23 protein-coding genes and 4 pseudogenes are annotated in these 22,897 nt (G+C 56.4%); 15 read left to right on the top strand and 12 right to left on the bottom strand.

What is annotated here, in order from left to right; translation table 11 throughout:
* Positions 1-45 precede the first annotated feature (45 nt).
* The 5 genes from D1Y84_RS00195 (at position 46) to D1Y84_RS00215 (ending at position 5,411) form a co-directional block, all read left to right on the top strand.
* A complete protein-coding gene (locus D1Y84_RS00195) occupies positions 46-795 on the top strand; it encodes an SDR family oxidoreductase (RefSeq protein ID WP_124846729.1) in 750 nt (249 codons plus the stop codon).
* Positions 796-887: 92 nt separating this feature from the next.
* Positions 888-1,490, top strand: coding sequence for an NADPH-dependent F420 reductase (locus tag D1Y84_RS00200; RefSeq protein ID WP_124846730.1), 603 nt, complete (start codon positions 888-890; stop codon positions 1,488-1,490).
* A 722-nt stretch (positions 1,491-2,212) separates the two neighbouring features.
* A complete protein-coding gene (locus tag D1Y84_RS00205; RefSeq protein ID WP_124846731.1) occupies positions 2,213-3,151 on the top strand; it encodes a hypothetical protein in 939 nt (312 codons plus the stop codon).
* Between the two features lie 3 nt (positions 3,152-3,154).
* Positions 3,155-3,586, top strand: a complete 432-nt coding sequence (locus D1Y84_RS00210) for a hypothetical protein (RefSeq protein WP_124846732.1) — start codon at positions 3,155-3,157, stop codon at positions 3,584-3,586.
* 232 nt (positions 3,587-3,818) lie between these two features.
* Positions 3,819-5,411, top strand: coding sequence for a hypothetical protein (locus D1Y84_RS00215; protein WP_124846733.1), 1,593 nt, complete (start codon positions 3,819-3,821; stop codon positions 5,409-5,411).
* 22 nt (positions 5,412-5,433) lie between these two features.
* Here D1Y84_RS00215 and D1Y84_RS18735 read toward each other — a convergent pair whose 3' ends face one another.
* Complete coding sequence (locus D1Y84_RS18735; RefSeq protein ID WP_124846734.1) at positions 5,434-5,997, bottom strand: site-specific integrase; 564 nt, start codon at positions 5,995-5,997, stop codon at positions 5,434-5,436.
* Complete coding sequence (locus D1Y84_RS00225) at positions 5,988-6,326, bottom strand: hypothetical protein (protein ID WP_124846735.1); 339 nt, start codon at positions 6,324-6,326, stop codon at positions 5,988-5,990. Before D1Y84_RS00225 ends, D1Y84_RS18735 begins: the two co-directional genes overlap by 10 nt.
* A 62-nt stretch (positions 6,327-6,388) precedes the next feature.
* On the opposite strand from D1Y84_RS00225, the gene D1Y84_RS18035 reads away from it, so the two are divergent.
* Positions 6,389-6,652, top strand: a complete 264-nt coding sequence (locus D1Y84_RS18035; protein WP_199726320.1) for a hypothetical protein — start codon at positions 6,389-6,391, stop codon at positions 6,650-6,652.
* Between the two features lie 47 nt (positions 6,653-6,699).
* On the opposite strand, the pseudogene D1Y84_RS18740 reads toward D1Y84_RS18035, so the two are convergent.
* Positions 6,700-7,074: pseudogene (locus tag D1Y84_RS18740) on the bottom strand (integrase core domain-containing protein); the annotation flags it as partial.
* Positions 6,962-7,570 (bottom strand): helix-turn-helix domain-containing protein, encoded by a 609-nt coding sequence (locus tag D1Y84_RS18225; RefSeq protein WP_370245677.1) that lies wholly within the window; start codon positions 7,568-7,570, stop codon positions 6,962-6,964. The gene D1Y84_RS18225 and the pseudogene D1Y84_RS18740, both read right to left, overlap by 113 nt.
* Positions 7,571-7,855: 285 nt before the next feature.
* Here D1Y84_RS18225 and D1Y84_RS18230 point away from each other — a divergent pair.
* The 4 genes and pseudogenes from D1Y84_RS18230 to D1Y84_RS00255 all read left to right on the top strand — a co-directional run.
* Positions 7,856-8,198: pseudogene (locus tag D1Y84_RS18230) on the top strand (ArdC-like ssDNA-binding domain-containing protein); the annotation flags it as partial.
* Positions 8,199-8,252: 54 nt separating this feature from the next.
* Complete coding sequence (locus D1Y84_RS18580) at positions 8,253-8,738, top strand: zincin-like metallopeptidase domain-containing protein (protein ID WP_255424322.1); 486 nt, start codon at positions 8,253-8,255, stop codon at positions 8,736-8,738.
* Positions 8,739-9,703: 965 nt separating this feature from the next.
* Entirely contained in the window at positions 9,704-10,276 is a 573-nt protein-coding gene (locus tag D1Y84_RS00250) for a DUF433 domain-containing protein (protein ID WP_124846738.1), read from the top strand.
* Positions 10,277-10,367: 91 nt separating this feature from the next.
* Positions 10,368-11,306 (top strand): HEAT repeat domain-containing protein, encoded by a 939-nt coding sequence (locus D1Y84_RS00255; RefSeq protein WP_124846739.1) that lies wholly within the window; start codon positions 10,368-10,370, stop codon positions 11,304-11,306.
* Between the two features lie 107 nt (positions 11,307-11,413).
* On the opposite strand, the gene D1Y84_RS00260 is transcribed toward D1Y84_RS00255, so the two are convergent.
* The gene (locus D1Y84_RS00260; protein WP_124846740.1) at positions 11,414-11,707 is read right to left on the bottom strand and encodes a hypothetical protein; all 294 of its coding nucleotides are present in this window, start codon (positions 11,705-11,707) and stop codon (positions 11,414-11,416) included.
* A gap of 919 nt (positions 11,708-12,626) precedes the next feature.
* On the opposite strand from D1Y84_RS00260, the gene D1Y84_RS18745 reads away from it, so the two are divergent.
* The gene (locus D1Y84_RS18745; protein ID WP_370245679.1) at positions 12,627-12,845 is read left to right on the top strand and encodes an HNH endonuclease; all 219 of its coding nucleotides are present in this window, start codon (positions 12,627-12,629) and stop codon (positions 12,843-12,845) included.
* 393 nt (positions 12,846-13,238) lie between these two features.
* Here the strand turns inward: D1Y84_RS18745 and D1Y84_RS00270 are convergent, their stop codons facing one another.
* Positions 13,239-13,535 carry a hypothetical protein gene (locus D1Y84_RS00270; RefSeq protein ID WP_233580874.1) on the bottom strand — a complete coding sequence of 99 codons (297 nt, stop codon included), beginning with the start codon at positions 13,533-13,535 and terminating at the stop codon, positions 13,239-13,241.
* A 249-nt stretch (positions 13,536-13,784) separates the two neighbouring features.
* Positions 13,785-13,946 (bottom strand): hypothetical protein, encoded by a 162-nt coding sequence (locus tag D1Y84_RS17750; protein WP_158615234.1) that lies wholly within the window; start codon positions 13,944-13,946, stop codon positions 13,785-13,787.
* A 480-nt stretch (positions 13,947-14,426) separates the two neighbouring features.
* On the opposite strand from D1Y84_RS17750, the gene D1Y84_RS00275 reads away from it, so the two are divergent.
* Both D1Y84_RS00275 and D1Y84_RS00280 read left to right on the top strand, forming a co-directional pair.
* The gene (locus D1Y84_RS00275) at positions 14,427-14,645 is read left to right on the top strand and encodes a hypothetical protein (protein WP_124846742.1); all 219 of its coding nucleotides are present in this window, start codon (positions 14,427-14,429) and stop codon (positions 14,643-14,645) included.
* A gap of 24 nt (positions 14,646-14,669) precedes the next feature.
* Entirely contained in the window at positions 14,670-14,849 is a 180-nt protein-coding gene (locus D1Y84_RS00280) for a hypothetical protein (protein WP_124846743.1), read from the top strand.
* Between the two features lie 358 nt (positions 14,850-15,207).
* On the opposite strand, the gene D1Y84_RS18750 is transcribed toward D1Y84_RS00280, so the two are convergent.
* The 3 genes and pseudogenes from D1Y84_RS18750 to D1Y84_RS18755 all read right to left on the bottom strand — a co-directional run.
* On the bottom strand, positions 15,208-16,191 hold the full coding sequence (locus tag D1Y84_RS18750) for a tyrosine-type recombinase/integrase (protein ID WP_124846744.1): 984 nt from the start codon (positions 16,189-16,191) through the stop codon (positions 15,208-15,210).
* Positions 16,188-16,724: a tyrosine-type recombinase/integrase gene (locus D1Y84_RS18235; RefSeq protein ID WP_233580876.1), complete on the bottom strand. Its 537-nt coding sequence runs from the start codon at positions 16,722-16,724 to the stop codon at positions 16,188-16,190. Before D1Y84_RS18235 ends, D1Y84_RS18750 begins: the two co-directional genes overlap by 4 nt.
* 111 nt (positions 16,725-16,835) lie before the next feature.
* Positions 16,836-17,441 (bottom strand): annotated as a pseudogene (locus D1Y84_RS18755) (site-specific integrase); the annotation flags it as partial.
* Positions 17,442-17,651: 210 nt separating this feature from the next.
* Here D1Y84_RS18755 and D1Y84_RS00295 point away from each other — a divergent pair.
* Positions 17,652-18,190 (top strand): annotated as a pseudogene (locus tag D1Y84_RS00295) (SOS response-associated peptidase).
* A gap of 326 nt (positions 18,191-18,516) precedes the next feature.
* On the opposite strand, the gene D1Y84_RS00300 reads toward D1Y84_RS00295, so the two are convergent.
* Positions 18,517-19,443: an NADP-dependent oxidoreductase gene (locus tag D1Y84_RS00300; protein WP_124846746.1), complete on the bottom strand. Its 927-nt coding sequence runs from the start codon at positions 19,441-19,443 to the stop codon at positions 18,517-18,519.
* 104 nt (positions 19,444-19,547) lie between these two features.
* Here D1Y84_RS00300 and D1Y84_RS00305 point away from each other — a divergent pair, with 104 nt between their 5' ends.
* Complete coding sequence (locus D1Y84_RS00305) at positions 19,548-20,165, top strand: TetR/AcrR family transcriptional regulator (RefSeq protein WP_124846771.1); 618 nt, start codon at positions 19,548-19,550, stop codon at positions 20,163-20,165.
* Between the two features lie 440 nt (positions 20,166-20,605).
* Here D1Y84_RS00305 and D1Y84_RS00310 read toward each other — a convergent pair whose 3' ends face one another.
* Positions 20,606-22,234: an EAL domain-containing protein gene (locus tag D1Y84_RS00310; RefSeq protein WP_124846747.1), complete on the bottom strand. Its 1,629-nt coding sequence runs from the start codon at positions 22,232-22,234 to the stop codon at positions 20,606-20,608.
* Positions 22,235-22,897 lie beyond the last annotated feature (663 nt).

Below are 22,897 nucleotides of genomic sequence, written 5' to 3' on the forward strand. Positions count from 1 at the left end.
TACTCCCATGTATCGGATGTTATGCGATTACGAAACGGAGCGAGTATGGGAAAGCTTGAAGGAAAAGTTGCAGTCATCACAGGCGGAAACAGCGGGATTGGGTTAGCCACAGCCAAGCGCTTCGTTGAAGAGGGCGCGCACGTTGTCATCACCGGTCGACGCGGGAAAGAGCTGAACGAGGCCGCAGCCAATATCGGGAGGAACGTCACGACGGTCACGGGCGACATAACGCGCCTGGAAGATTTGGACCGGCTCTATGCCGTCGTGAAAGGGAAACACAGGCACATCGACGCACTCTTCGCAAATGCCGGCTGGGGTGAAGTCGCACCACTTGGGGCGGTTACCGAAGCTCATTTCGATAGGACTTTCGATCTAAATGCGAAGGGAACATTCTTCACCGTGCAGAAGGCCATTCCCCTCTTCAAAGACGGAGGCTCGATCATCCTGAACACCTCGGTCGCAAACGTAATGGGATTGCCGACCTTTGCTGTCTATGCCGCGGCCAAGGCGGCTGTGCGCAGTTTCTTGCGTGCCTGGACCCTGGAATTGAAAGACCGCCAAATCCGCGTGAATGCGGTAAGCCCCGGACCGATCGAAACTCAGGCACTTGAGAAAGCGGGCATCCCCCCTGAAATGCTCGAACAAGCGATAGCGGGATTCGCTTCACAAGTTCCGCTTGGCCGCAGAGGCAAGCCAGAAGAAATCGCGGCAGCAGTTGCATTCTTCGCCTCTGATGAGAGTTCTTACATTACCGGCGTTGAGCTCGCCGTCGCTGGCGGAATGGCGCAGGTCTAATAGCGAGTCCTGCGGCGGGCTTTCCAGCCCGGCCAGTCGCGGGACGACGCTTTTCAAAAACTTTTAGTTCTCACACAGATCGGAGAAACAGCATGAACTACGCAATCATTGGATTCGGCAAGATCGGCCAGGCGCTGGCCCTCGCGTTTGCGCGTAAGGACATTGATGTGACCGTCGCGAGCCGCCGCCCGCCTGCAGAGCTGGAACCGCAGGCTCGCGCGATTGGGCCGAAGGTTGTTGCCAAATCGTTGGAGGAAGCGCTCAAAGCGGATACGATCTTTCTGGCGGTTCCGTTTGGGGAACATCGAGATGTTGCGAAGGCGCTGCCGAGTTGGGAGGGCAAGACAATCATCGACGCGATGAATTCATTTCCCCTCCCGCTTGAGGAACTCGACGGTCTCCCGTCGTCAGCCTTCGTAGCGACGTCGTTCGCCGGCGCCAAGCTCGTGAAGGGCTTCAATCACCTGGGTGCGGCCAAGCTGGCGACTGATCCGGCGGTCGAGGGAGGATACCGGGTGGTGTTTTTATCGAGCGATGATGACGATGCGGTCGCTCCCGTGGTGGAGCTCGCTAAAGAACTGGGATTCGCACCCGTGAAGCTCGGCAAGCTGAACGAGGGCGGATGGCTTGTGCACGCACGCGGCGCAATTTGGGGGCACCTGATCTTTCAGGATGTGTTCAAGAAGCAGCAGTAATCGGTTTGCGATTGCGAGCGAGAGGGATCATTGCGAACGGTCCCATTCATGCGGACGCACTCGACGAAGCAAAGGAGAATCGATGAGCAGCGAAGGAGAGAATGTGCAGGTTGTGAAGAGTTCTTTGCAGCGATAGGAACCGGGCCGCCATGAGAAGTTGGGTCAAGGCGAATGTGGTCCCTTTGCCTATCCACCAGCGCAGTGCACTCATTGAGATGCGCAGACCACAGTATTTTACTATCTTGAATACAACAAACCACTTACGTCTGATAAGAATAATTCTGTATCGGAATCGCGAAAATCGTATCGAACACAGGGAAACGCACCAGTCGTTTCCCGGCCGAGGTTACTTCCCACAAGCCGACTTATCAGGACTAGCCGGCATCGGTGGGTGCATTGGCGATTAGTCAATCACCTAGATTGCTAATCGAAGGTCTCTGGGTCATCGATCAGCGGGAAAAGCGCCGAGCGAGGACACGATCAAAGGTCGCTGGAAACGCCCGGTCGGCGAACGTCCGATGCAGGTGAGCATGGCTCGCAACCGGTATAGAAATAAACCGCTTCGCAAGACGCTGGCTAACAGCGGGAAGGAAGTTGAGTCCGAACAGCAAGCGTGACTCGAATAGAATACAATGCGCAGTCGAGTAGAGCGGTATCATCGCTGTCGCAAGTTCTGTAGACAGTCGGGCCCGCTCCACAATCGTAGAGTTGAGGAGGGTTTCATGAATATTGCGCACCTGCGCCCTGTTCTCTTAGTCTCGTTTCTCGTGCCTTTAGTTGGCTGTCCGAACCTCACCCAGGTCCAAAACCTTTCACAAACAGTTGACGTCGGAAAAGCAGCCGCCAACGTATTGGCTGGCGATTTCATTTTGTCTTGCGACCGTCAAAACCTCAACATCAATTTGCCGCCCGGCCCTCCTCCTAATCCACCTCCAGCAAAAGCATGTACTGCCGACAATCGCCAAGAGTTTGACCATTTAGGTAAGAACTTGACCACCGAGCAGGGCGTGTTATTCGACTATGTCGATGCGCTAGGAAAGCTGTCTGCAGCGGACGCTACCGGCTTTGAGAAGGCCGCACCAACACTAGGAACAAGTTTCAAAAACACCGGCTTCGATACCACCCAACAGGACATGGCTAATGCTGCAGGAACTCTCGCTGGGGCGATAACCAAACTCGCAACATTGGGTTACCGGGAAAAAGAAGTAGCGGACATCATTCAAAAATCGCAGAGACCTGTCCGAACACTGGCACAAGGGTTGGCCAATCAGATTGCGCCCGATAAGGTTCCGATTGACACCCCTTGCAGCTATGCCCCTCCAGCCGGAACTCCTCCGACATACCTCTTGGAGCTTTGCAATGAAGAACAAACAATACATTCGTATTACGATGTCCCTCTCGCAAGTGAAACCGATCCGGGATTAAAGATTATTCTTCGCGGTCAATACCAAACGGCACTTGATCAACTCGCCGCCCGCGAAAAAGCAGCACTTGCATACCGCACCTTCATGATGGGAATCGCCGATGCCCATGACAAATTAGTGACTGCATCCAAGGCTGGCTTTGATAAAGCAGCGGTTCAGAACCTAGCCAAACAGATATCGGAACCTATTTCTGGTATTACGGAATCCGTAAAGAGCCTTGAAAAGGATGCGAGGTAAACGATGCCTACACAAGTACCCTCCGCAGCGCAGTGTGGCGATCTGGCTCAACAGTTTCACGACTTGGCCTCGTTGATCGGAAACTACCGGTTGAATCAATACGGGACGTTGACCGTAGCGCAGCAATACCAACTACAGAATCAACAGATGCAGTGTTTACAGTATTCAAGCTCGTTCATCACGCAAGGGCTTTCCCTTGAACAAACGACTTTGACCGCGACGCTTAAAGCAATTAAGAACGCCACCACCCAAGCGAGGAATGCAATCGCAGCAAATGGAACAGTCGATAAGACTCTCCAGATCATTACATCCCTCGCAGTGTTGGGAGCTTCGATATACAGCATGAATCCATCCGCCATACAAAGCGGTATACAGGGTGTAATCTCCACTCTTCAGAGTGATGCCGGCAGTCCTGCTGGTGCTGGCGGAATCTGATGTTCACCCGAATGAATTTAGGCATAAAGCAAAACTGACAAAGTACCGTATCCGCCCAGAATGGATGACGGAATCGGTCGGCGACATCACAATCAGAGTGATCTATCTGCTCTAGGCTCCAGCTTCGCTAAATCAAACGAACTGCACTTCTGTTACCAGGTTATTGCAATAAAGCAACGTAGAGTGGATCCGCAACAGTAAACCCTGATATATGGATCGAAAGAGGCGCCCGTTGAACAAGCTTGCTGTCCCAGTAACTTCCATGGTCTTCATGGTCCTCATTATCGGTTTCTGGCATTACTACTGGACTCGGATACCAAATCCGCCCAAGCCGATGGGAGGCGATTTGACCGTCCAGGTTCGCGATTTCGATGATTTCCAAGATTCGCTCGCTCAAAGGGTCAAAGCGAAATATGGCGGTACAGATAATGGGGCTCACTTCTCTGTTGCTGTAGCACATACCAGCTATCCAGCTGGCACCGTGCTGGACGCATTGACACAGACACCTGCAGACTTCAGGGATTGCGTTCCGCCAGCGATCCCGAGCTTTACAGCGAGCCGGTTATTTCCCACGTATCACATGAAAAGCGACATCGCCGTTTTGGCCAATCTTGGGGAGAAAGCCATTGAGGGCCTCGGCGGTGCTGGCGTCGACCTCACGCACAACTCCGAACTTAATTATAGTGTGGAAGATGTACAGTCCCAGATTATGGACTCGGCATCGATCGAAGCTATCGAAGATGCCACTTCAGCCTGCGGAAGATTTCTTGTAAAGCATCCGGGGCTTCGCTTGGTGCGCGGTGTCATCATCGGCAAAATCAGCTTTACGGTATCGGTGGACAATCCGGCGAAAGTGCAAGCAAAGCTCAATGACCTAGGTGGTTTAACAGTCAAGGACGATCCAGGTAGTTCTTCCGTTACCGTCTCGGACAAGAAGAGCGAACCGGTAGTTTTACTTCTATCCACTCTGAGTTCGTCTGGATCATTCCAGCAACCGATCAAACTGGAGGCTGTTAATCGGCCTCCCCCAAATGCGGCAACTCGACGAGTGTACGTGCAACAAGATTCCTCCGACACCTCCGGTCTTGGCTCAAGAGTCGTCTCCGCCATCAATTCCCGGACACCAGAGCTTAAGGTAGTGCAGAAGATCGAGAAGCTACCGAGCGAAAAAATGCCAGATCTCGCTCAAGTACGATTTGGCAACAGCGCTGATTCGCAGGAAGCTAACAAAGTGTTGTCTGTGTTGCAAACGTTTTATCCGAGAGCGCGCGCCGTGCGACTCGGTCTCGCTGCAGCGAACGGTCAGATCGAAGTCTGGTTGCCGCGCGCCGGATCGCCTACGCAAACGAACCTACAGGTTAAGGATACAAACGCTGGTGTAGCGGTTGCGCCCGCAACCACGCCACAGCCTCCACCAACGGTCGCACCTGCGGTGGATAGTCAAAACAACAGCAATAAGCCTGTGCGTGTACAACCTGCACAAGAGCAGATTTTGGGGTTCTGGAAGGCTTCGATCCCTCTACGTAAAAGCACTCCCACGGATTTGACCATCCACATTGCCAAAGTTGAGGGCTCGCAGGTAACAGGGTGGTTCATGCGTGGGAAGTCACCGAGCATTCCGTTAGAGGGAGATTCCAGTCTCGTCGGTAGTGACCTGACATTGAAGGTCATTTTCACCAACGTCTATTTCGGTCCGATTCGCAGGCCCGACTATCCGGCAGTCCTGAGACTCACGGTAGTTTCCGGTCAGCTGAAGGGCACGTATGCGGAAGCGAACAACACTGGCCAAGCTCTGACGTTTGATCGTTGTGCCGCCTGCGACTAGGTTTGGCTCTGGGTACGAGATCTCAATCAAACCATCCGAGGGTCAATTTGGCTTTGATCCCGGTTTCTCTACTGATGACAACAGGCCTCACCGTAATCCCACGCATTGCCGATCTAAGAGGCAACCGATCATTAACCGGCTTCTCCAGATTCTGTTTACAGCCAAGGTACCGCTCGGTAGTGAGTACGGACACATGACCGAGCAGGAATTGGATCTGTTCCAGTTCGCCGCCATTCACATGGCAAAGCTTAGCGCACGTTCGGCGAAGATCGTGAGGCGCAAGACCGTCCATCTGCATTCGTTTGGCGACTCTTCGCACCACGTACCAGATCACGTTTTCGGAGATCCCCGTGCCCCAGGGCGTCCGATGTTGGCTGATGGCTCGGAAGATCGGCCTGAGGTCACCTTTGCCAAACTTCTCCAGTGATCGACAGCATCCCTTCACCCAAACGGGCATCGGGACGGTACGGACATGATTGCCTTTGCCGACGAGGTCCACAATCGCCCAATGTCCTCGTCTGATCTGTAGGTCCTCAACCGTCAGCGCAGACAGCTCAGCCCGTCGCAAGCCGCAGCCTACCAGCACAGAATCATCGCGACATCGCGGGCACTGCGCAAGCCGTCTCCATCGGCTTTCTCTAGCAAGAGCCTAGCCTGGTCCTGAGTCAGCCAGTTTCCCGTACGTGCTCCCAGCTGCTTCGCCCCTTTGACCCGCCTGATGCCGGCGGCGAGTTCCGGACTGAGCAAGCCCGAATCTGCCGCCTCATAAGCCAGCCGCCTGACCGCCGCCAGGCGCTGGTTCACGGTTCCAGCCGCCAGGCCCAGAGACTCCAAATGAAGACGAAACCGCAGCACCACCGTTCGGTTCAGTGCCAACCGCGGCTCGGAGCAGTACCAGTCGATGAACTGCTCCATCGTGTACTTATAGTTCCTCCTTGAGTGAGGGGAACTGAGGCTGTTAATACCGCAGACTTGGCGTGGTCCAGGCGATGGAGTTTGCCGTCTCGAAGGAGCTCATTGATGAAAGTGAGGCCGTGGATCTGTTCGGTCAGATATTCATCTGGTGGCAGGTCGTCGGCATCAAGGGCGATTACCCGAGTGAGTGGTACAGTTTTATGCGCATCACGAGCTTCAGGAACCGCGTGAACGGGCTGATGGAGCCCACCACGCTCGCAAATTGGGTCAAGTATACCGATGACGACCTGAAAGCAAGGCAAGCCGCCGGCGGCTCCAAGGGATAACTGATCAGAACGGTGCGATGCGGACGCTCACCCCTATGGTGCGGCCGTTCATGGTTGAAGATCTGCCGGAAGCGATCAAACTTCTTCTGCTGTAGCCGTAAAGTCAGAGCCGGTGGCTTCGTTGTGTCTTCCTTGAGCGTGCGGTGCATGCGCTCGTGATGACCATTCTGCTGTGGCCTGCCTGGCTGAATGCGCTCGCGCACGATACCCAGCTTCGTCCAGCTGATCGACAGTTTCGATAGGCCCAGAAGCCCATTTCCGGCGAACGGAGCACCGTTGTCAGTACGGATCCTGGCAGGCATTCCGTACTCATTCATAGCGGCTTCGCAGACCGCGGCAACCTGACTTAGGTCCATGCGCAAGACTGTCTGGCAGCGGATGAGATAGCGGCTGTAAGCGTCGGTGATGGTGAAAGGATCGCAGCGTGCGCCGTCGCCCGTACTGAAGTAGCCCTTTAAAATTCATACACCACAGCTGGTTCGCTGCCGTGACCGTGGAGAAGGGTTCAGAGTACGGCGTGGTGCGCCGCTTCTTCTGCTTTGGGTTCGTGAGACCGGCCCTGCTGAGTATGTTGCCAAAGGTGCTGGCTGCTGGCCAGATGACTTTTGGCTGCAGCGTTTCGAATCTCGCCTTGAGCTTCCGGGCTCCCCAGCTCGGGTGCTTATTCCGCAGTGCCAGGATCGCGTTCTCAACAACTTCCGACGTCGCATGAGAGCACCCGTGCGGCTTACGACTTAGATCGAGTAGTCCTTCAGGCCCGACCTCCTTGTAGCGGTTGATCCATCGGTACCCAGTCGATCGAGAGACTCCAAACTCACGGCAGAGGTCCGACAGCGACATCTCCTCCTTTTGGTAGCTCGACAGACATTGCAGGCGTTGATCCACGATACGACTCTCCTCCAGGGCATACCGCATCATCGTGCGTCAGGTCAAAGCTCAGGAACCATCAGGGTTCCAACGTGCTGTAACGCATGTCTTTGGTCTCTTTTTGAACGCAAGTGCTAAGTACGCTCAGAGGCTCCGCCTCTCGCGCGCGCAAGGGGCACCTTCATCTTCCGCGCTGCGCTTGTGCAGACCAGCCGGTGGCTGCCCTTCGGGGAAGGAATCCGCCCCTTGCACTTGCTACCTCCGCATGCATGGGCCTGGGCCAAGGCGTGTTTGAGAACAAACACAGCCAATCCACTCCAGAGCGAGTTCCCACCCATGAAGAAGCCAGCCAGCAAAAAGACCTCCGCCCCGAAGCTCAACATCTACGAGACCGTCACCGCACGCATCCTCGCATCCCTCAGAGCCGGCGTCGTTCCATGGTCCAAACCCTGGCAGGGCAACAGCAAGGGTACGGCATTCCCGTCCAATTACCGCACCCTACCGCGGCATCAACGTGCTTCTGCTGTGGGGCTCGCCGTATGCCTCCAACTACTGGCTGACCTTCAAGCAGGCGCAGGAGCTTGGAGGCACGGTGCGCAAAGGGGAGAAAGGCACACCGATCGTCTTTTGGAAGAAGCTTGCGAAGCAAACGCCGGAAGGCGCACCCGCGCCAGTGGCCTCCAGCAGCGAAGACGCGAAAGAACGCGACCGCTTCCTGTGCCGCACGTACACCGTGTTCAACGTCGAGCAGTGCGACGGACTCGCCCCGGCAGAGCCCCACATCGATCGCCCCGAGATCGACCCCGACGATCTGTGCGAAAGCATCGTCACCGGCTGGGACAGCCGCCCAACCTTGCATCTGGACAATGAGCACGAAGGCCGCGCCTTCTACCGCCCGAGCACCGATGCGGTACACATGCCGGCACGGAACCGCTTTGTGGACACGCCCCATTACTACGCAACCCTGTTCCACGAGCTCATCCACAGCACCGGCCATGAAAACCGTCTTGCCCGGACCTTTGGAGCCGCGTTCCTGGCAACGATCGCAAGCATCAGCTCCGAGGACACAGAGCGGAATACCGCCGCCTACACCCAGAACTGGATCAAAGCTTTGGAAGGATATAGCCGCCTGATGATTACGGCCGCTGCTGCCGCGCAGAATGCTGTAGATTGCATCCTTGGAACGCGCTTCGAAGACGAACAAAGCAACCACCGATGAGCAGGTCGGGGACGCAGAGGTTGCTGGCACTCCAACAAAGGGATGCACGCAGTCAGCCTGATCACAGGCTGCCTGAAACAAGTGTGCATGCTCGACCAGGGCGCCTTCCTGATGAACTCTTTGCCGCGCTGCAAAGAGAGGATCACGCACCCGCAGGCGCGCAGGGCCCGTCTCCTGCCCTGCACCGACCCTTCTCTTCCGCTGTTCGCAGGCGCCGCATGGAATCATTCGGCGATTAATTGTTTAGCCGGAGCTTACGCGCGAGGATCGCCAGCCCTACTTCTACAGAAATAAGCAGGTTTTTCACAAGTTGCGCTTAGCGCGGCGTACTTCTTTACAGAGAGTGCCAAAGACCGATGAAGCATAGAGAGTTTCGACAGGGACAGGAGTTCTGGATGTCGGGCGCACGCTGGCGGGTGACCGACATAGGGCAACGCACGATTACCGCAATCAAGCTCGAGTACGATCATGATCCCTCCATGTACATCGGTCCCCCGTACAAGATCGAGGAATCTGTGCTCGACGAGTACGATCTTCCGGCTTGTAGCCTGGAGGCGCAGCCAGAGCAGGAAGTCCCGAGCCAAGAACTCATCCGCACGGCGGTGGAGCGGCATACCAGGACCTGGCCTCCGGGTGTAACCAGACCTCGAGAAGCCGTAAGTCTTCGCCTGCCGGTTGACATGCTCGAGACCATACAGGAGATTGCTGCCTCTATGGGATGTTCCAAAACTACGACCCTGATAAGCCACTATGTGGCTAGGGGCCTGCGACAGCATTTAGCGGAACTCGAGAGTGAAGATGGAGTCGTTGAGTAGCTCGGCATCCACCCGGACGTTGGCGCGAGCCGCGGCCGAGAAGATCGCCATCGAGCCAGTGTCGGTGGGATCCTGACGCGGAAGAGCTGCGTACGTACATGCATGAGCTGATGCGTCAGGCTGGCAGCAGAGAGACTAAGCGGAGGCACAATGGACATACCGAAACAAGAAGCAGCCACGCTGGTGGAGGCCCGCTCCCTTCTTCACATGCAGCGCAGCGACAAGGGATGGATCATGGACTGGACAGCTTGCAGCAGTGTGGAGCAGGTACCAGGGAAGATGGGCGGGGTGCCGGTGCTGGCAGGAACGCGCGTACAGGTTGACTCGGTTCTTGAGAACTTTGCGAGTGGCGAAACGATCGAGCAGATCGCATATAACTTCGACCTAGACCCGGTAGTTATTGGTGCCGTCATCTCGTTTGCCGTGAAGTGGCCGAGCATACCCGACGATTGGGTGCCGCCCTACCTGATAAGGGCGGTCGAGGTGCTGCCGGAGTTCCGGTTGAAGGTGTTCTTCAAGAATGGCGGCGTGCGAATCGCCGACATCCGCGCCATGCGCGGGCACATCGAGCTGTTCGCAGAAGCCTTCGCGCATTTCGACAAGGTCGAGAATTGCGGTTACCACGTGCAGTGGCCTGCCATGATGCATGGCTGCCCAAACACCGTCGAGATCGAAGACGAAATGCTCTGGCGAGAAGGTGAGCCGATCGAGCAAGAAGGCTGAACGGTCGCTAACTTAGGAGGCGAATGCCGGGAGATCTGAAAAGTCCATGCCACGCCGTCGCGACATCGAACAAGAACGAAGTGCGCTGCGCATGCTAAAGGATGTACCCGCGAGTGAAGCTGCGCCAGCCATCGCGCTTACTTTGGCGGACCGCTCAGCTTTCATCGTGGAACGGGCCGCGGAGGTGGCTGCGCACCATGACCTGAAGCAGTTGACCCCAGCTGTGGTCGAAGCTTTCGAGCGCCTTCTGGCGGCCGGCAAAGAAGGCGACCCACAGTGCGCCGGGAAGCTCGCCCTGGCAAAAGCGCTGGCCGCGTTCGAGTACCAGGATCCGGCACCTTTTCTGGCCGGCATGCGGTATGTGCAGTTTGAGGGATGGTACCCCTTGACCGATACAGCCGCGGGGCTGCGAGGTACCTGCGCACTTGCACTCGTACAGACCGAGCTCAAGGATTTCGAAGTATTGAAGCACATGGTCCAGCTTCTACAAGACCGCGAGTCGGTGGTTCGGACTGCCGCGGCACAAGCCATCGCTAAGGTCGGTACCGAGGCGAGCAGCCTGCTGCTGCGTCTTCGCGCGCAGTTGGGCTCCGATGAGCCTGAGGTGCTTGGTGCCTGCTATGAGGGCGTGCTGAAGATCGAGGGAACCTCCGCACTCGACTGGGTTCACGAGTTCCTGCAGGTCGAAGACGAGCCGGGAATGGAAGCCGCGATGGCGATTTCCGCAACACACATGGTCGAGGGGTTCCACATGCTCAAAGAGCGCTACGAACTCAAAGAGCGCTACGAACTCAAAGAGCTCTCAGAACCCAAAGAGCTTTCTGGATCGCTCGAGGATCCATGGTTCGGGAGAGGACTGCTCTCGGCAATCGCGCTGACTCGTCGACAGGAGGCGACCACGTGGCTCCTCGAGTTGGTCGAGCAGCGTCCGCGCGAAGCAGCGATGGCGCAGGCCGCGCTATGCCTTTCAGCACCCTCAGCTGACACCCTCGCTCGACTTGAGCAGCTTGGTCGTCCCTGCTCGCGATGAGTAGACAGGAGGGCAAGTGAATCAGGCAGTGAGCTACTGGCAAGACATGGCGTCAGGGGTAAGCCGGCCTTCAGGCACACTTCACAAGCCGCGTGCACTTTCAGGAATCAGGAAACTCCAGACATCGCCACCCAGGGCAGAGTCTGCCAAAGACCGTTCTTGCGCGCTAACACTACCCAGGTCCAATTCCCACACAGGCCGCCGCAGTACAGGCCGATTTGGGTCATGGCCAGAGTATGCGCCTTGTTGAAGTACACCGCTGTAAAGCTGTGCATGCCCGCGGCGCCATCGAACTCCTGTGGCGTGGGCGGCGCTTGCATGACGTTGTCTCGGGCTGGCACGAAGCCTGAGACACGCTTTGTGTACCGCTCCTGACCTTTTTCATCAAGCAATATTTCCAACGTTTGCTCGTGCAACTGTTTCGCGGCACTTGCACGAAGGTCGGACTTCTCTCACCATAACTCCGCAGCGGCTACATTGATTCGTGAGGGAGAGACCGAGTACATACAGCTTCTACACAGCTGAGAAGCTAACGAGCTGGCTCAGAGGCTCCGCCTCTCGCGCGCGCAAGGGGCGCCTTCATCTTCCGCGCTGCGCTTGTGCAGACCAGCCGGTAGCTGCCTTCGGGAAGGAATCCGCCCTTGCACTTGCTACCTCCGCAGGCGTGGGCCTGGGTCAAGGCGTGTTTGAAAACAAACACAGGCAATCCACTCCAAAGCCGAGGCCAGACCCATGAAGAAGTCAGCCAGCAGGAAGATGCAAGCACGAATCCAACCTCTACGAAGGCATCACCGGTTACTAGTGGTAAATGGAGACGGCTTCTGCTGTTATGCACGGGTGAAGTTGCAGTATCGTTGTTCGATGGTTGCATATTTCGGGCGATTAGTGGATCGAAGGGACCATCCGATACGAGTCTGCTTCCGCCCACCCGTTCCGGAAATCGCCTTAGCAGCTGGTTACCTTGATCGGGCTGTGTCCATGCATCTTAAAGGAGAACAACAAGAAGCTGAGGCGTTGATCGCTTTGGCAGACAAACCCGAGATTCGGCAATGGACTGAGTCGATTTGGGGAAAGGACAGCCCTTATGTACAGCGCAAAGCTGTGTGTGGCACTCCGGAGGTGCGACCTCTTGTGCAGCGTCATGTTCGCATGCCGACATCTGCGGAGATACTCGCGATCCACCAACGCGATGGCTTCAACTGTCGCTTTTGCGGTATCCCGGTGATTCGCAAAGAAATTCGTCAGAAGTTGGCTCAGGACTACCCGAAGGCGCTCCCCTGGGGAAGAACTAATATCCTTCAGCATGCCGCTTTTCAAGCGATGTGGGCTCAGTATGACCACGTTCTGCCTCACGCCAGAGGCGGTGACACTAGTTTGGACAATCTTCTACTCACGTGTGCACCTTGCAACTTCGGGCGAATGAATTCAACGCTGGATGAAGTTGGCATACAGGATCCGAGGCTTAGAGCAATCAGGCCTTCGACATGGGACGGATTAGAACGTTTATGCAGACTCCAAGTTGGGAACATTCACGTGTAATACAGCGCCGACATTGTCCGGTAATGGAACGATCCTTTCTGCTTGCTTCGTTCGATAAGAAAGGGAGAGTTGCTTCACGAGCAATCTGTCTGATCTCTGACCAGAATTCTCATTAAAGTTGGCCGGGGCAGATCGAGAGAAGCCTGATCGCAATCAACTTCTGGCATGGGCAGCTCTTCCGGCTGCGGTGTGGCATGGAAGTACTCCGCGATCTTCTGCTTATCACTGCGACGACCATATCGACCGCACATGAGCTTTCTCCTGCTTTCACTACAAATCTGCGAGTAGAGGCGTAGGATGCCCGACATCTCCTGCGCCTACTCGTGCGAATGCCTAGCGGCACTTGCACGAAGTCGGGCGTCTCACCATAGCTTCGCTGCGACTGTCGGTTCGTCAAGGAAAGACGGGGTGCATGCAGCTTCCACACAGCTTCGCATTCACGGTTCGCAGCGGCTTGCCGCACTGCGCGCAGGGAGGCCCGTAGTTCGCCAGCCGGTGGTGCCTCGCATCATTCACATAGCGGTCATCGCCACATGTCACTTCGGCGTAGCGCTTCCGGACCGGCTCGAACATCTCACGCACGGGAGCTTGAGTGAGGGTGAGACCCTGCTCGACCCGTAGCTTCTGCACGGACCGAAACGCCCCGTCGTAGAGCCTCGCGAGTTCGCCAAACTCAGCCTCATCCAGCATGGGCACATCCGCTTTGCAGCGCCAGCACCAGAGAGTCTGCATATAGGATAGTTGCGCAAACCGCCGCCACACACAAGGCCGTGCGGCCCGGCAAAACAGTGTGCTCGACGAAAACGGAAAGGTTGAGCAGGATCTGCTTGCGAGCACTCAGCGGTGAGTGCTTCCGGCATACCTCGGAAGCCAGCTGCTTGTCCGACTGATGGCCTAGGGCTCGCTATACTTCGCCGGCTTGCCCCTGTCGGCCGAAGCTCACTTCGCATGGAAAACAGAGCTCGATCCGGACGGCTCCAAAAGGCCACCACTCGCCCGGACTTTCATCATGCCCTCGAAGGCAACGTAGATGATGAACATGCCCAGAAAACAAAGGAGAACGAAGCGGCAGGCGCCCACTTTAGTGAAAGGCTCTTTCATCACGGCTCCTCCTTACGATCTTCGGATGCGCTCAGTGCGGTGCCTTCGCTGAAGTCGCGTTCAGCAGGTACCTCTCGCCCTCGGGACAACTTTGCTCTTCGCCATATATTCGCCATTCCGGTACACTCCAGCCATGAGCTTCCACGGAGCTGCGGTACGCCTCGCCATCGTTGTGACCTGCTAAGGCTGCCAAAAGGCCATACCGACGGGCGAGCGCTCGATCCCCGACAACTCAATCGCCGTCCGCTGCCCCGTTTGCAACGAGCATCGGCAGTATCGACCCACTGAGCTTTACGAGGGACGGCTTTCCTTCGGGCTGATTCAGGGCGGCAAGCGGTGAGAGGGGCCAAAAGCCACTGGCATGCCGGATGCCAGAAATGCCGCCAGCTCGTGTTCGTCGCGGCGTCCAACGGGGAGCAGCCGGTTCTCCCCGTTCAGCCCAGGCATGCCCTGTGCCTTCATGCTGGCAGCTACGAGCCTTTGGTTCTTGTGCTGCACTCGGGCTATGGGACGATCTACTACCCGCCAGAGCGCAACCTCACGGACACCACACTGCTCATCGCAGGCTTTCTGGCCGCCATTAAGCTCGCGAGGGTACCCGAGGCTGAAACCGGAGCAAACAGCCCCAGGATTCTTGCAACCATCGCAGAGAGCACGCGGCTCGCCAGGATCATCGTAGACAAGCTCCCACAGCACTGAACCCACAGCAGAAGGAGACAACCCATGGATGCAGACGATCTTTGCCTCAAGGACGAAGAGTGCGCAGACTACGAAATCGGGGTGGAAGACCATCTCTTGGGGGTGCCATTCGCAGACGAGAGATCCGACGCCTGGAAGCGTGGGTGGAACGCTGCAAAGCATGACATCGAGTTAGAGAATGCAGACGAAGAGATCGAGTTCTAACAGTCCAGGATCTGGGCCAACACCCAGATGTGTTTGCACACCAAGAAGGCCTCAGTGCACAAGGGGCGCCGACTTCTGAATAGTATGCGACGCATGGCTCTGTTGATTGTTTTCTCCCTATCTTCGATGTCGGCCTCGCGAGGAAAGCCGAACCGGCTCCTCGTCCCGCGACTCCCGCAAGACAGCGAGAGCTGCTCGCAACTCGATAAGACGCGCATCAATCGACCTCGCCACCTCATCAAGCGGCAGCTCGCGTTCGGGCGCAGATGTCGGTGTCTGCTTCAAGTGGGGCCTGCTGATCTCAAGTCCGGGCATGTTGTCTCCTTGGCTGAATGGCAGAACTGTACCACAGTATCCGCTACTGTGCATGATCTGATGTCGAGCGTACCGGCAGAGCGATCTCTGTGTTCCTCCACGGTCCGCCGCCTTGCTGCGAGCTTAAGATGGCGAGGGGACCTGCGAATCCTTCAGGAGTCAGATCCAAGTATTTGTCAATCGCACCCAGCCCGACGTGCCCCATGTAGCTCGCGAGTGCCGGAAGCATACGATTTAGATCATCCCCGGATCGCATCCATGCCTGGATGCGATGTACCGCAAAGGTCGTCCTTAAATCCGATACCCGTGGCTGCTGGATGGTAGGATCTCGCGATCCAACCTCCGCAATCCTCCGCAGTCGGCTGAAGCAGTGGGTGACTTGCCAGGATTGAATGGGCTTCCCTGTTTTATCTGCAAACAATGCGCCACTTCCCTTCGGCGCTGTGGGTCGTCCGCGAGCGAACTCCCCTAACAGGTTCCGCAAATCGACGCCGATTGGGAGCTCCCGGCGACGGAGATATCTTCGATTGAAGACACTGATTGTTTTCCCGTCGAGATCGACATCCGCATTCTGAAGATCGAGAAGTTCACAGGTCGTGATTCCGGTAGCGTAGAGGACGATCAAGTACATGCGAAGCGTTTCTGCATCCACCAGGCAGTTCGCTCCTGCCTGGCATTGAACCGTTGCGCGAAGGAGACGCTGGATCTCCGCTGTCCTGTAAACATAAGGCCTTGTGGTCGGACGTCTGCGCACTGGACGAGGAGGCATGCCTAGATGCTCCATCTCGCCCTGAATGACCCAGTAGTCGAAAAATCTTCGGAGGCGCAAGTAGTTGTCGTGCCATGTTGCCAAGCCACTCAAGGGAGATCCGAGATAGGTTGTTACATCGTCGGTTGTGACATCTGCCAAGTCGGCATCTCCAAGATACCGGCTAAACCTTAGGAAACGACTTCTCGCGCTCGCGTGCCGGAATCCGGTTGCTTGCTTATGGATCACATACTTCTCGATGGCTTCGCTCAACTTCATCGCAGCTCTCGCAAACTGAACTCTGCCACTTCCTTCACGGAGGCTTTTGACGCTTTCGCGTAGATGCCAACAGATCGGCTGCCTCGGTGTCCCAGGAAACGCGCAATCTCGCCCATCGAGATCCCCTCTTCCAAAAGCTCTGTTGCACAGGAGTGGCGTAGAGCATGTGTGCTGTACAGTGCCGATTCGATATGGAGCTGCGTCATGCGGCCTGCGACGATGCACCGCAAAGACGAATGTGTGGTCGCTCGAAATGGAGGGTGCAATGTCACAAACACATTGCGGCATTCACACAGAGGGCGACCTTTGCTCAAGTAGGCGACGAGGGCCTCTCCTACCTCGGTTGTGATCATAAAGTGCTGCGTACGCCCTCCCTTGGCGCGCACGATTGTGAATGTCCCGTTCTCCAGGTGAAGATCGCTCAGCAGGAGGGACGACACTTCGATGCTTCTAAGCCCGTAAATAGCGAAAAAGAAGAGAACCGCCCTTGCGCGTAGATCGGCCTGTCCGTCTTTGGTGCTTACCTCGAGCATCCTTCTTACGTCGCTCCATCGCGGGCCCTTCGGAAGGGGGTCCCATCGTACCTGAGATGGTGAATGGATGCTCAACGAGACGAGTGACGGCGTCCAGCCCTTGCTTTCTGTGAACCGGAAGAAGCTGCGAAGAGTGCGACACACAGTTGCAATCGCCCCAGGCTTCATTCCAGCTTGGACGAGTGTCTCAATGTATGCGTCAACGTCGATGGTCTTCACATCTTTGAACAGGGAGCAGCGCTTCCACGCCCAGCCGAGAAATCTGGAGACGATCGACTTGTACCCATTCACGGTTGCCGGCGTCATCGCCCTTGGTCCGGAAATATACTGGATGTACTCAGGGAGAACACGGCCGTACGGTGGAGCTGCTGGCATTGCCAAGGCTAACGCATTGTGAAACCGCAGCCAGGCAGTGGCTGTTCGGATAAAGGCGAGTGAGACTCCGTTGTCGCTCGCTTTCCGGTGCCAACCTGTCTCACTTACCCAGAGCGCGCTGGCACTACGAATCGCAAGTGGGGTCGTGCCTGAGAGGCAGCCATTTCCGAGGTGCTTGATCACGTTCAGCAGCATGCCCGCGACTACGCGAACCCTGTGGAGGTGTGTTCCTTGTCCATGGATGTGAGAGAGGTAGGCGTCTCTTTCCTCGAAGAACGGTGCTTCCAGGTGACGCCCACGTGCAAGTTGCTGTGTGAAAAGGTCTTCGAGCACGGAGCGCATCTCTCCCAGATTTCGATTGATTCACAACGTCACAGTCCAGTGCCCTATCTTGCGGAGGAAAACGGCGTTGTCGACAGTCCGATGTCCCTATGATCAGCCATCGACAACGTTGCGACCGCAAAACTGCGAATATCGAGAAATGGACACTTTGACTCAAGCTGTACAAGCTATCGGGCTGGGGACAAGCAGCAGATTGCTGAGCGCTTCCGAGTGGGGTTCTCAGACAACACGCTCTACGCAGCTCCTGGCTACAACATCGCCCCAACCACCACGCAGCCGGTGATCCGTCTGTCGCGCGAGACGGATACCCGCGAGATCACCCCGATGCGCCGGGGCCTTGTCGGCCACAACGCGAGCGGCTCTGATCCAAAGCGAGGCACCTTCAACGCGCGTTCAGAGACCATCGAGAAGAGCCCGCTTTGGCGAGTTCCCTTCCGCCGGCCGCGCTGCCTGGTTCCACAGTCCGGTTTCTACGAGTGGTGTAAGCTCGAGCGCAAGGCTTTCGGCATCGGCGTCAAGGATGCCTCTTTGTTCGCCTTGCTGGCCTCTGGGACGCCTGGCAGGACCTGTCTGACGGCTCGTGGCTTCAGAGCTTCACGATCGTCACCACAGAGGCGAACGAGCTCATGTCCGCGGTGCACGATCGCATGCCGGCGATCCTACGGCATGAGGACTACAGCCGCTGGCTCGATCGCGAGAAGACAGAGCAGCCGTCCGTCGATCTGCTTCGGCTCCTTGGGACGCGCTGATCCAACCTTGGAGAAGGTGCTTGGCCGTAAACCGATGAGCCTGGATCGGGTGCTCGCACCTTTTCTGACGAGTGCTGGCCGATAGGATTCATTCTGTATAGTCGGCCTAAACGAGGAACTGCTCGTTTCGGAGTCGCGACGCAACGCTTGGTGGCCCACTGAGTTGGGTCACGCTTGCATTCGCTTCTCGCCGGCCCGCAGATTGCAAGTCTGCTCACACTTGGCCAGCATCTCCGAAGGCCTCCTAAGAGAGCCGGTAGTGTACCGCTGCCGGCTTCTGTATTGACGTCTAGATGTACTGGAGTAGGGTCTCGTGTCTGCCAGCACTAGAGTTCAGGCAAGAGAATGATCTTGCCATGAGCCCTCTTACTCATGCTGATCTCTGCCGCCGCGCGCCAATCGTCGAGAGAAAATGCTCGTGAGACTGGAATCGAGAATCGCCCTTCCGCTGCTAGTTGTGCGTAGTGGCCGAGCACGTCGTAGCGAAGACTGCCGCCCTCTCGCCATGCCGTGCGCACACCGAGATTTTCTTCGTCCCGATCGGCAAAGCTGTAAACCCGCTTCGGATCCCCGCCCACAATCTTTACCAGATCAGGCAAAGTGCCTTTCACCTGCGCGGTATGCACCGCAAAGTCGGGCGACCCACCTGCAAGTTCGCGGACTCGTTCGACCATCCCTTCGCCATAAGGAGTCACCTTGGCTCCAAGTTCACGCAGTCGTCCAGCGAACGTTTCGCCAGCCGAGGCGATCACATGAGCCCCGCGCAGCAAAGCGATCTGAACAGCCGCAAACCCCGTCATCGTTCCGCCGCCGTTGATCATCACTGTCTGGCCGGCGCTCAGTGGCAACAGGTCGATGGTGCGCGCCGCCGTCTCGGTCGCCATCGGTAATGCAGCGGCCTCGATCATGCCCAATCCCTCCGGGACAGGGAGAAAGACTTTCAGAATGGCATATTCAGCAGCACCGCCGGTTGTGTAGTTCATGTAATCAGGAACGCCGAAGACAGAATCGCCGACCTGGAAATGGGTCACGCCTTCGCCGAGAGCGTCCACGACGCCGGAGACATCAAAGCCAATACCCTTCGGTGGAGGGCCCGGAAGGAGGCCTTCGCAGACGACCCAGTCCGCTGGGTTCAACGCGCAGGCATGCACACGCACGCGGACCTCATCATCTCCTGGCACTGGAACCGCAACATCTTCCAAATTCAACACGTCGAGCGGCTTGCCGTAGTTTTTTAGAAAAAGTGCTTTCATGACCATGCTCCTTCACGTAGGCTCGTTTGTGTCAGTCACAGACGCTAAAACCCTACTCGCTGACAAATACCACATAATGTCAGTCGCTGACAATGAATGAGGCCATGCCGAGAAACGGGGAAAAAGTAAGAAAAAGCCTTCAATGGGCTGCGTTGGAACTCTTTCGGGACCGCGGCTACGAAGAAACCACAGCCGCCGACATCGCCGCCAAAGCAGGCGTGACAGAGCGAACCTTCTTTCGCCACTTTGCTGACAAGCGCGACGTGCTCTTCGACGGAGAAGCTGCATTTAGCGAGGCACTGACACAAGCGATAAGGAACGCCCCGAAAGCATTCGGCCCGTGGGATACACTCCTCTTCTCCTTTGGCTCGGTGAAGCAGATGTTCATCGATAACCGGCCCTTTACAGAGCCCCGACAGTACGTGATTGCAGCCACTCCCGCATTACAGGAACGGGCGATGGCCAAGACCAGATCTCTAGTCACCAACGTAACGTCGGCACTCTGTGAGCGAGGTGTCTCAGAGCCTGAAGCGAACCTTGTGGCCTGGATGGGCATGGCAGCATCAAGCTACGGAGTTGCTGCGTGGTTTAAAGACAACTCCATGGGATTGGGCGAGCACATGGCGCAAGCATTTGAGAAGGCGAGTCGTCTGTCTCAATCTAATTTCGCCACGACGAAGACGACAGCAACGTCATCTGAGCCTCGAGCAAGAGGCAGGTGACGACGCCCCTAGCCCATTGTGGGTCAGGTAAGGTCACTACTAGTAAATGGGGTCTTCGGCAAGTACGGCTTGTCGAAATGGTGTGGTGAAGTCCGACGGCCTACGGGATGCAGGTGGCAAGATGGCAGGCAGCATTCAACCTCGTGAGCTTCGAGATCATTGCGCCTCCCTGGAAGCTGCCTGAGCCAGGCAAAACGAGTCAACGTTAGGTGTGCCGCGGCAGAATGGAAGACGGATAAAGCTTGCATAGATGGAATCAGAACCACAGCCTCCACACCTCGATGCACCTGCACGTTGAACGACATCGCAAGGCTGTCGAGGCGACGTCCGATCCATAAAAAGGTACGAGCGTCGGCGCGGCAACGGCATGCTTGGCCGCACGTTAAGCAGTGTCAACATGCCAGTCCGCGTTTTGACCCGATCCAACGTCTCGACGCCAGTCAAACGATCTGAGTTGACGCAGTGCCACAGCCGTCGTTCATGGTCGACACGACTTCGCGGAGCTTCATGAGTTCATCAATCACCTCAGTGCTGCCATAGTAGCGCCAGACTCTGCCCTTATCATCCAAAACCGCCTTGCCTCGCACCCGTATCCATGCCCAGGTTCCATCCGCACGTCTGGCGCGGCATTCATATTCGAGTGAAGAAGCTGTCGACAGGGCAGCTTCTGTTAAGCTGAGCACTCTCACCCGATCTTCTTCCGACAACGTGTCCAGATAGCCACGGTTAAGCACGGCTTCACGCGGGAAGCCGGTTAGTTCTTCCCACCTGCTGCCGAAATCCAGAATATTGCCTTGGTTGTCCATGACCCACGGAGTCTCGGGATTCAAATCCAGGAGAGCTCGGGAGCGCTGCTCGCTTTCCATGAGCATTATCTCTTTACGCTTTCGGTCCGTGATGTCGAGGACTGCGATGCTAAGACCGATCACTTCTTGTGCTTCATCTTTGGCGGGTTCACACGAAAAAAGAATGCATTGATCAGGCTCACCTTCAAGGAGGGAAGGGCGGATCAACTCACAGTCGTGCAAAGCCTCACCCTGGAGTGCTCGGCGTAGAAAAGGCTCATACATGGGGAACCACCTCGGGAATACCGACGCCACGGTTTGGCCGATCATCGTCAAGATGGGTGTTCCATCGATTTCTGACAACCTTCGATTTACGCTTATATAACGAAGGTCCTTGCTGAGGTAGCAAAGGCCAACCGGAGCGCCATCGTAAATCGCTTGAAGTTGAGCAACACGCTCGACCGGTAAAGATTCCAGGCTCGAAAGGGCGAGGCGCGTACCCTGTGAGGCAGCTCCCGGAAGAACGCGGGGGGATACCGCATCGATAAAGCCACGAATGTGGTTCGCGGGCTGCGGCCTGCCATAGAAGTATCCCTGCACCACGTCACAGCCCAGATACAGAAGCAGGCTGGCTTGCTCTTCCGTTTCTACCCCTTCCGCGATTGTTGTGATTCCAAGGCTTTGTCCCAGGCCGACAAGAGCACCCACAATTTTTCGGTCCTGCCGCACTTGCGCGATCTCTCGAATGAAGCTTCGATCGATCTTCAGTCCATCAAAGGGAATCGTTTGAAGGTGCGCAAAGCTGGAATAGCCTGTACCGAAACCGTCCAAATAGATACCGCAGCCTAAGGCTTTCAAATCGAGTGCAATGGCTTGCACGTGATCGAGATCTTCGGTCAGGGCAGTTTCAGTTATCTCGACTACGAGGCGGCTCAAGGGGAACGTGTGTTTCTTCCCTAATTGTTGAAGTTGCGAGATGATGTCCCCCTCGCGTAGCTGCCTGGGCGATATGTTCACCGTTAAGGTAAACGACTCAGGGTGTACAGCAACGGACTGAAACGCATCCGCCAGGATCTGTTTAGTAAGGCGCGTGAGGAGCCCCGCGTGCTCAGCCACGGGGATGAACTCAGATGGCAGCACCATACCTCTCTCGGGATGGTTCCAGCGTGCAAGAAGCTCGAACCCTAGAAGCTGCCCGGTCCGTAGCTCCCTAAGCGGCTGGTAAAAGGGAGAGATCTCCCCTTGCTCAAGCGAAGCGAGTAGGCTTTTTCCATCTATAACCATGTGCCTCCTGACTCGAGCTATCAACAGTGGCTACCAATCGCCAGCCCTTGCACTCTCCGCCCACGGGTCACGAGAAAATCTGATATTCAGTCGCTGACCTGAGTTGCTAGCCGTCGCATGCCCTGATCAAAGTTCAAGTTTGTACGATGCCTGAAGGAAAAGCCAAGTGCCGGCGCTGGCAAGTCCACAGAGCTATAGAACTTGAGTCCTGACGCTCCGTTTGTCCAAAAAGCGACATTACGGCAAACATCATCCGACGACTAGGATCCTACGCAAATAGGTCGTGCGGCCCACGAAGACGTAATTGTTGGGCTTCTGCTGCGTCATGGGCAAAGATCGAACCCGAGCTCAAGCGTTTCTTCTTGCTCGAAGAAGTAGCTAGCCGCGCTCACCGCGATAAACACGTATTCGGAGCAAGCGAAGCTGTGCAGTCAAGTTGAGGATTCTAAGCGTCCTCTATACGTGCCAGAGCACACAGTGGCTGTGTACCCAAGGTCCTAGCTTCCCGAGCCGCCATGTTCATGGCATTCGCTGGGTTAACGCGAGACCTGTCTGTTTTGTAGCGAACGAATGAGTACAATCATGACACTTCGTGGCTGAGCAAGTCGCTCGTATCCCTCTCCGCGGATAGTTGTCGACGTGGCAGCACAGCATCCTCGGCTC

It is taken from the genome of Acidipila sp. EB88 (assembly GCF_003858395.1).
Lineage (GTDB): Bacteria > Acidobacteriota > Terriglobia > Terriglobales > Acidobacteriaceae > EB88.

Excerpts from the sequence above, each read along its gene's own strand:
- D1Y84_RS00195 (WP_124846729.1), top strand. The coding sequence starts at position 46 with ATGGGAAAGCTTGAAGGAAAAGTTGCAGTCATCACAGGCGGAAACAGC.
- D1Y84_RS00200 (WP_124846730.1), top strand. The coding sequence starts at position 888 with ATGAACTACGCAATCATTGGATTCGGCAAGATCGGCCAGGCGCTGGCC.
- D1Y84_RS00205 (WP_124846731.1), top strand. The coding sequence starts at position 2,213 with ATGAATATTGCGCACCTGCGCCCTGTTCTCTTAGTCTCGTTTCTCGTG.
- D1Y84_RS00210 (WP_124846732.1), top strand. The coding sequence starts at position 3,155 with ATGCCTACACAAGTACCCTCCGCAGCGCAGTGTGGCGATCTGGCTCAA.
- D1Y84_RS00225 (WP_124846735.1), bottom strand. The coding sequence starts at position 6,326 with ATGGAGCAGTTCATCGACTGGTACTGCTCCGAGCCGCGGTTGGCACTG.
- D1Y84_RS18225 (WP_370245677.1), bottom strand. The coding sequence starts at position 7,570 with ATGATGCGGTATGCCCTGGAGGAGAGTCGTATCGTGGATCAACGCCTG.
- D1Y84_RS00250 (WP_124846738.1), top strand. The coding sequence starts at position 9,704 with ATGGACATACCGAAACAAGAAGCAGCCACGCTGGTGGAGGCCCGCTCC.
- D1Y84_RS00255 (WP_124846739.1), top strand. The coding sequence starts at position 10,368 with ATGCTAAAGGATGTACCCGCGAGTGAAGCTGCGCCAGCCATCGCGCTT.
- D1Y84_RS18745 (WP_370245679.1), top strand. The coding sequence starts at position 12,627 with ATGTGGGCTCAGTATGACCACGTTCTGCCTCACGCCAGAGGCGGTGAC.
- D1Y84_RS00270 (WP_233580874.1), bottom strand. The coding sequence starts at position 13,535 with ATGCTGGATGAGGCTGAGTTTGGCGAACTCGCGAGGCTCTACGACGGG.
- D1Y84_RS17750 (WP_158615234.1), bottom strand. The coding sequence starts at position 13,946 with ATGAAAGAGCCTTTCACTAAAGTGGGCGCCTGCCGCTTCGTTCTCCTT.
- D1Y84_RS00280 (WP_124846743.1), top strand. The coding sequence starts at position 14,670 with ATGGATGCAGACGATCTTTGCCTCAAGGACGAAGAGTGCGCAGACTAC.
- D1Y84_RS18750 (WP_124846744.1), bottom strand. The coding sequence starts at position 16,191 with ATGAAGTTGAGCGAAGCCATCGAGAAGTATGTGATCCATAAGCAAGCA.
- D1Y84_RS18235 (WP_233580876.1), bottom strand. The coding sequence starts at position 16,724 with ATGCTCGAGGTAAGCACCAAAGACGGACAGGCCGATCTACGCGCAAGG.
- D1Y84_RS00300 (WP_124846746.1), bottom strand. The coding sequence starts at position 19,443 with ATGAAAGCACTTTTTCTAAAAAACTACGGCAAGCCGCTCGACGTGTTG.
- D1Y84_RS00305 (WP_124846771.1), top strand. The coding sequence starts at position 19,548 with ATGCCGAGAAACGGGGAAAAAGTAAGAAAAAGCCTTCAATGGGCTGCG.
- D1Y84_RS00310 (WP_124846747.1), bottom strand. The coding sequence starts at position 22,234 with ATGGTTATAGATGGAAAAAGCCTACTCGCTTCGCTTGAGCAAGGGGAG.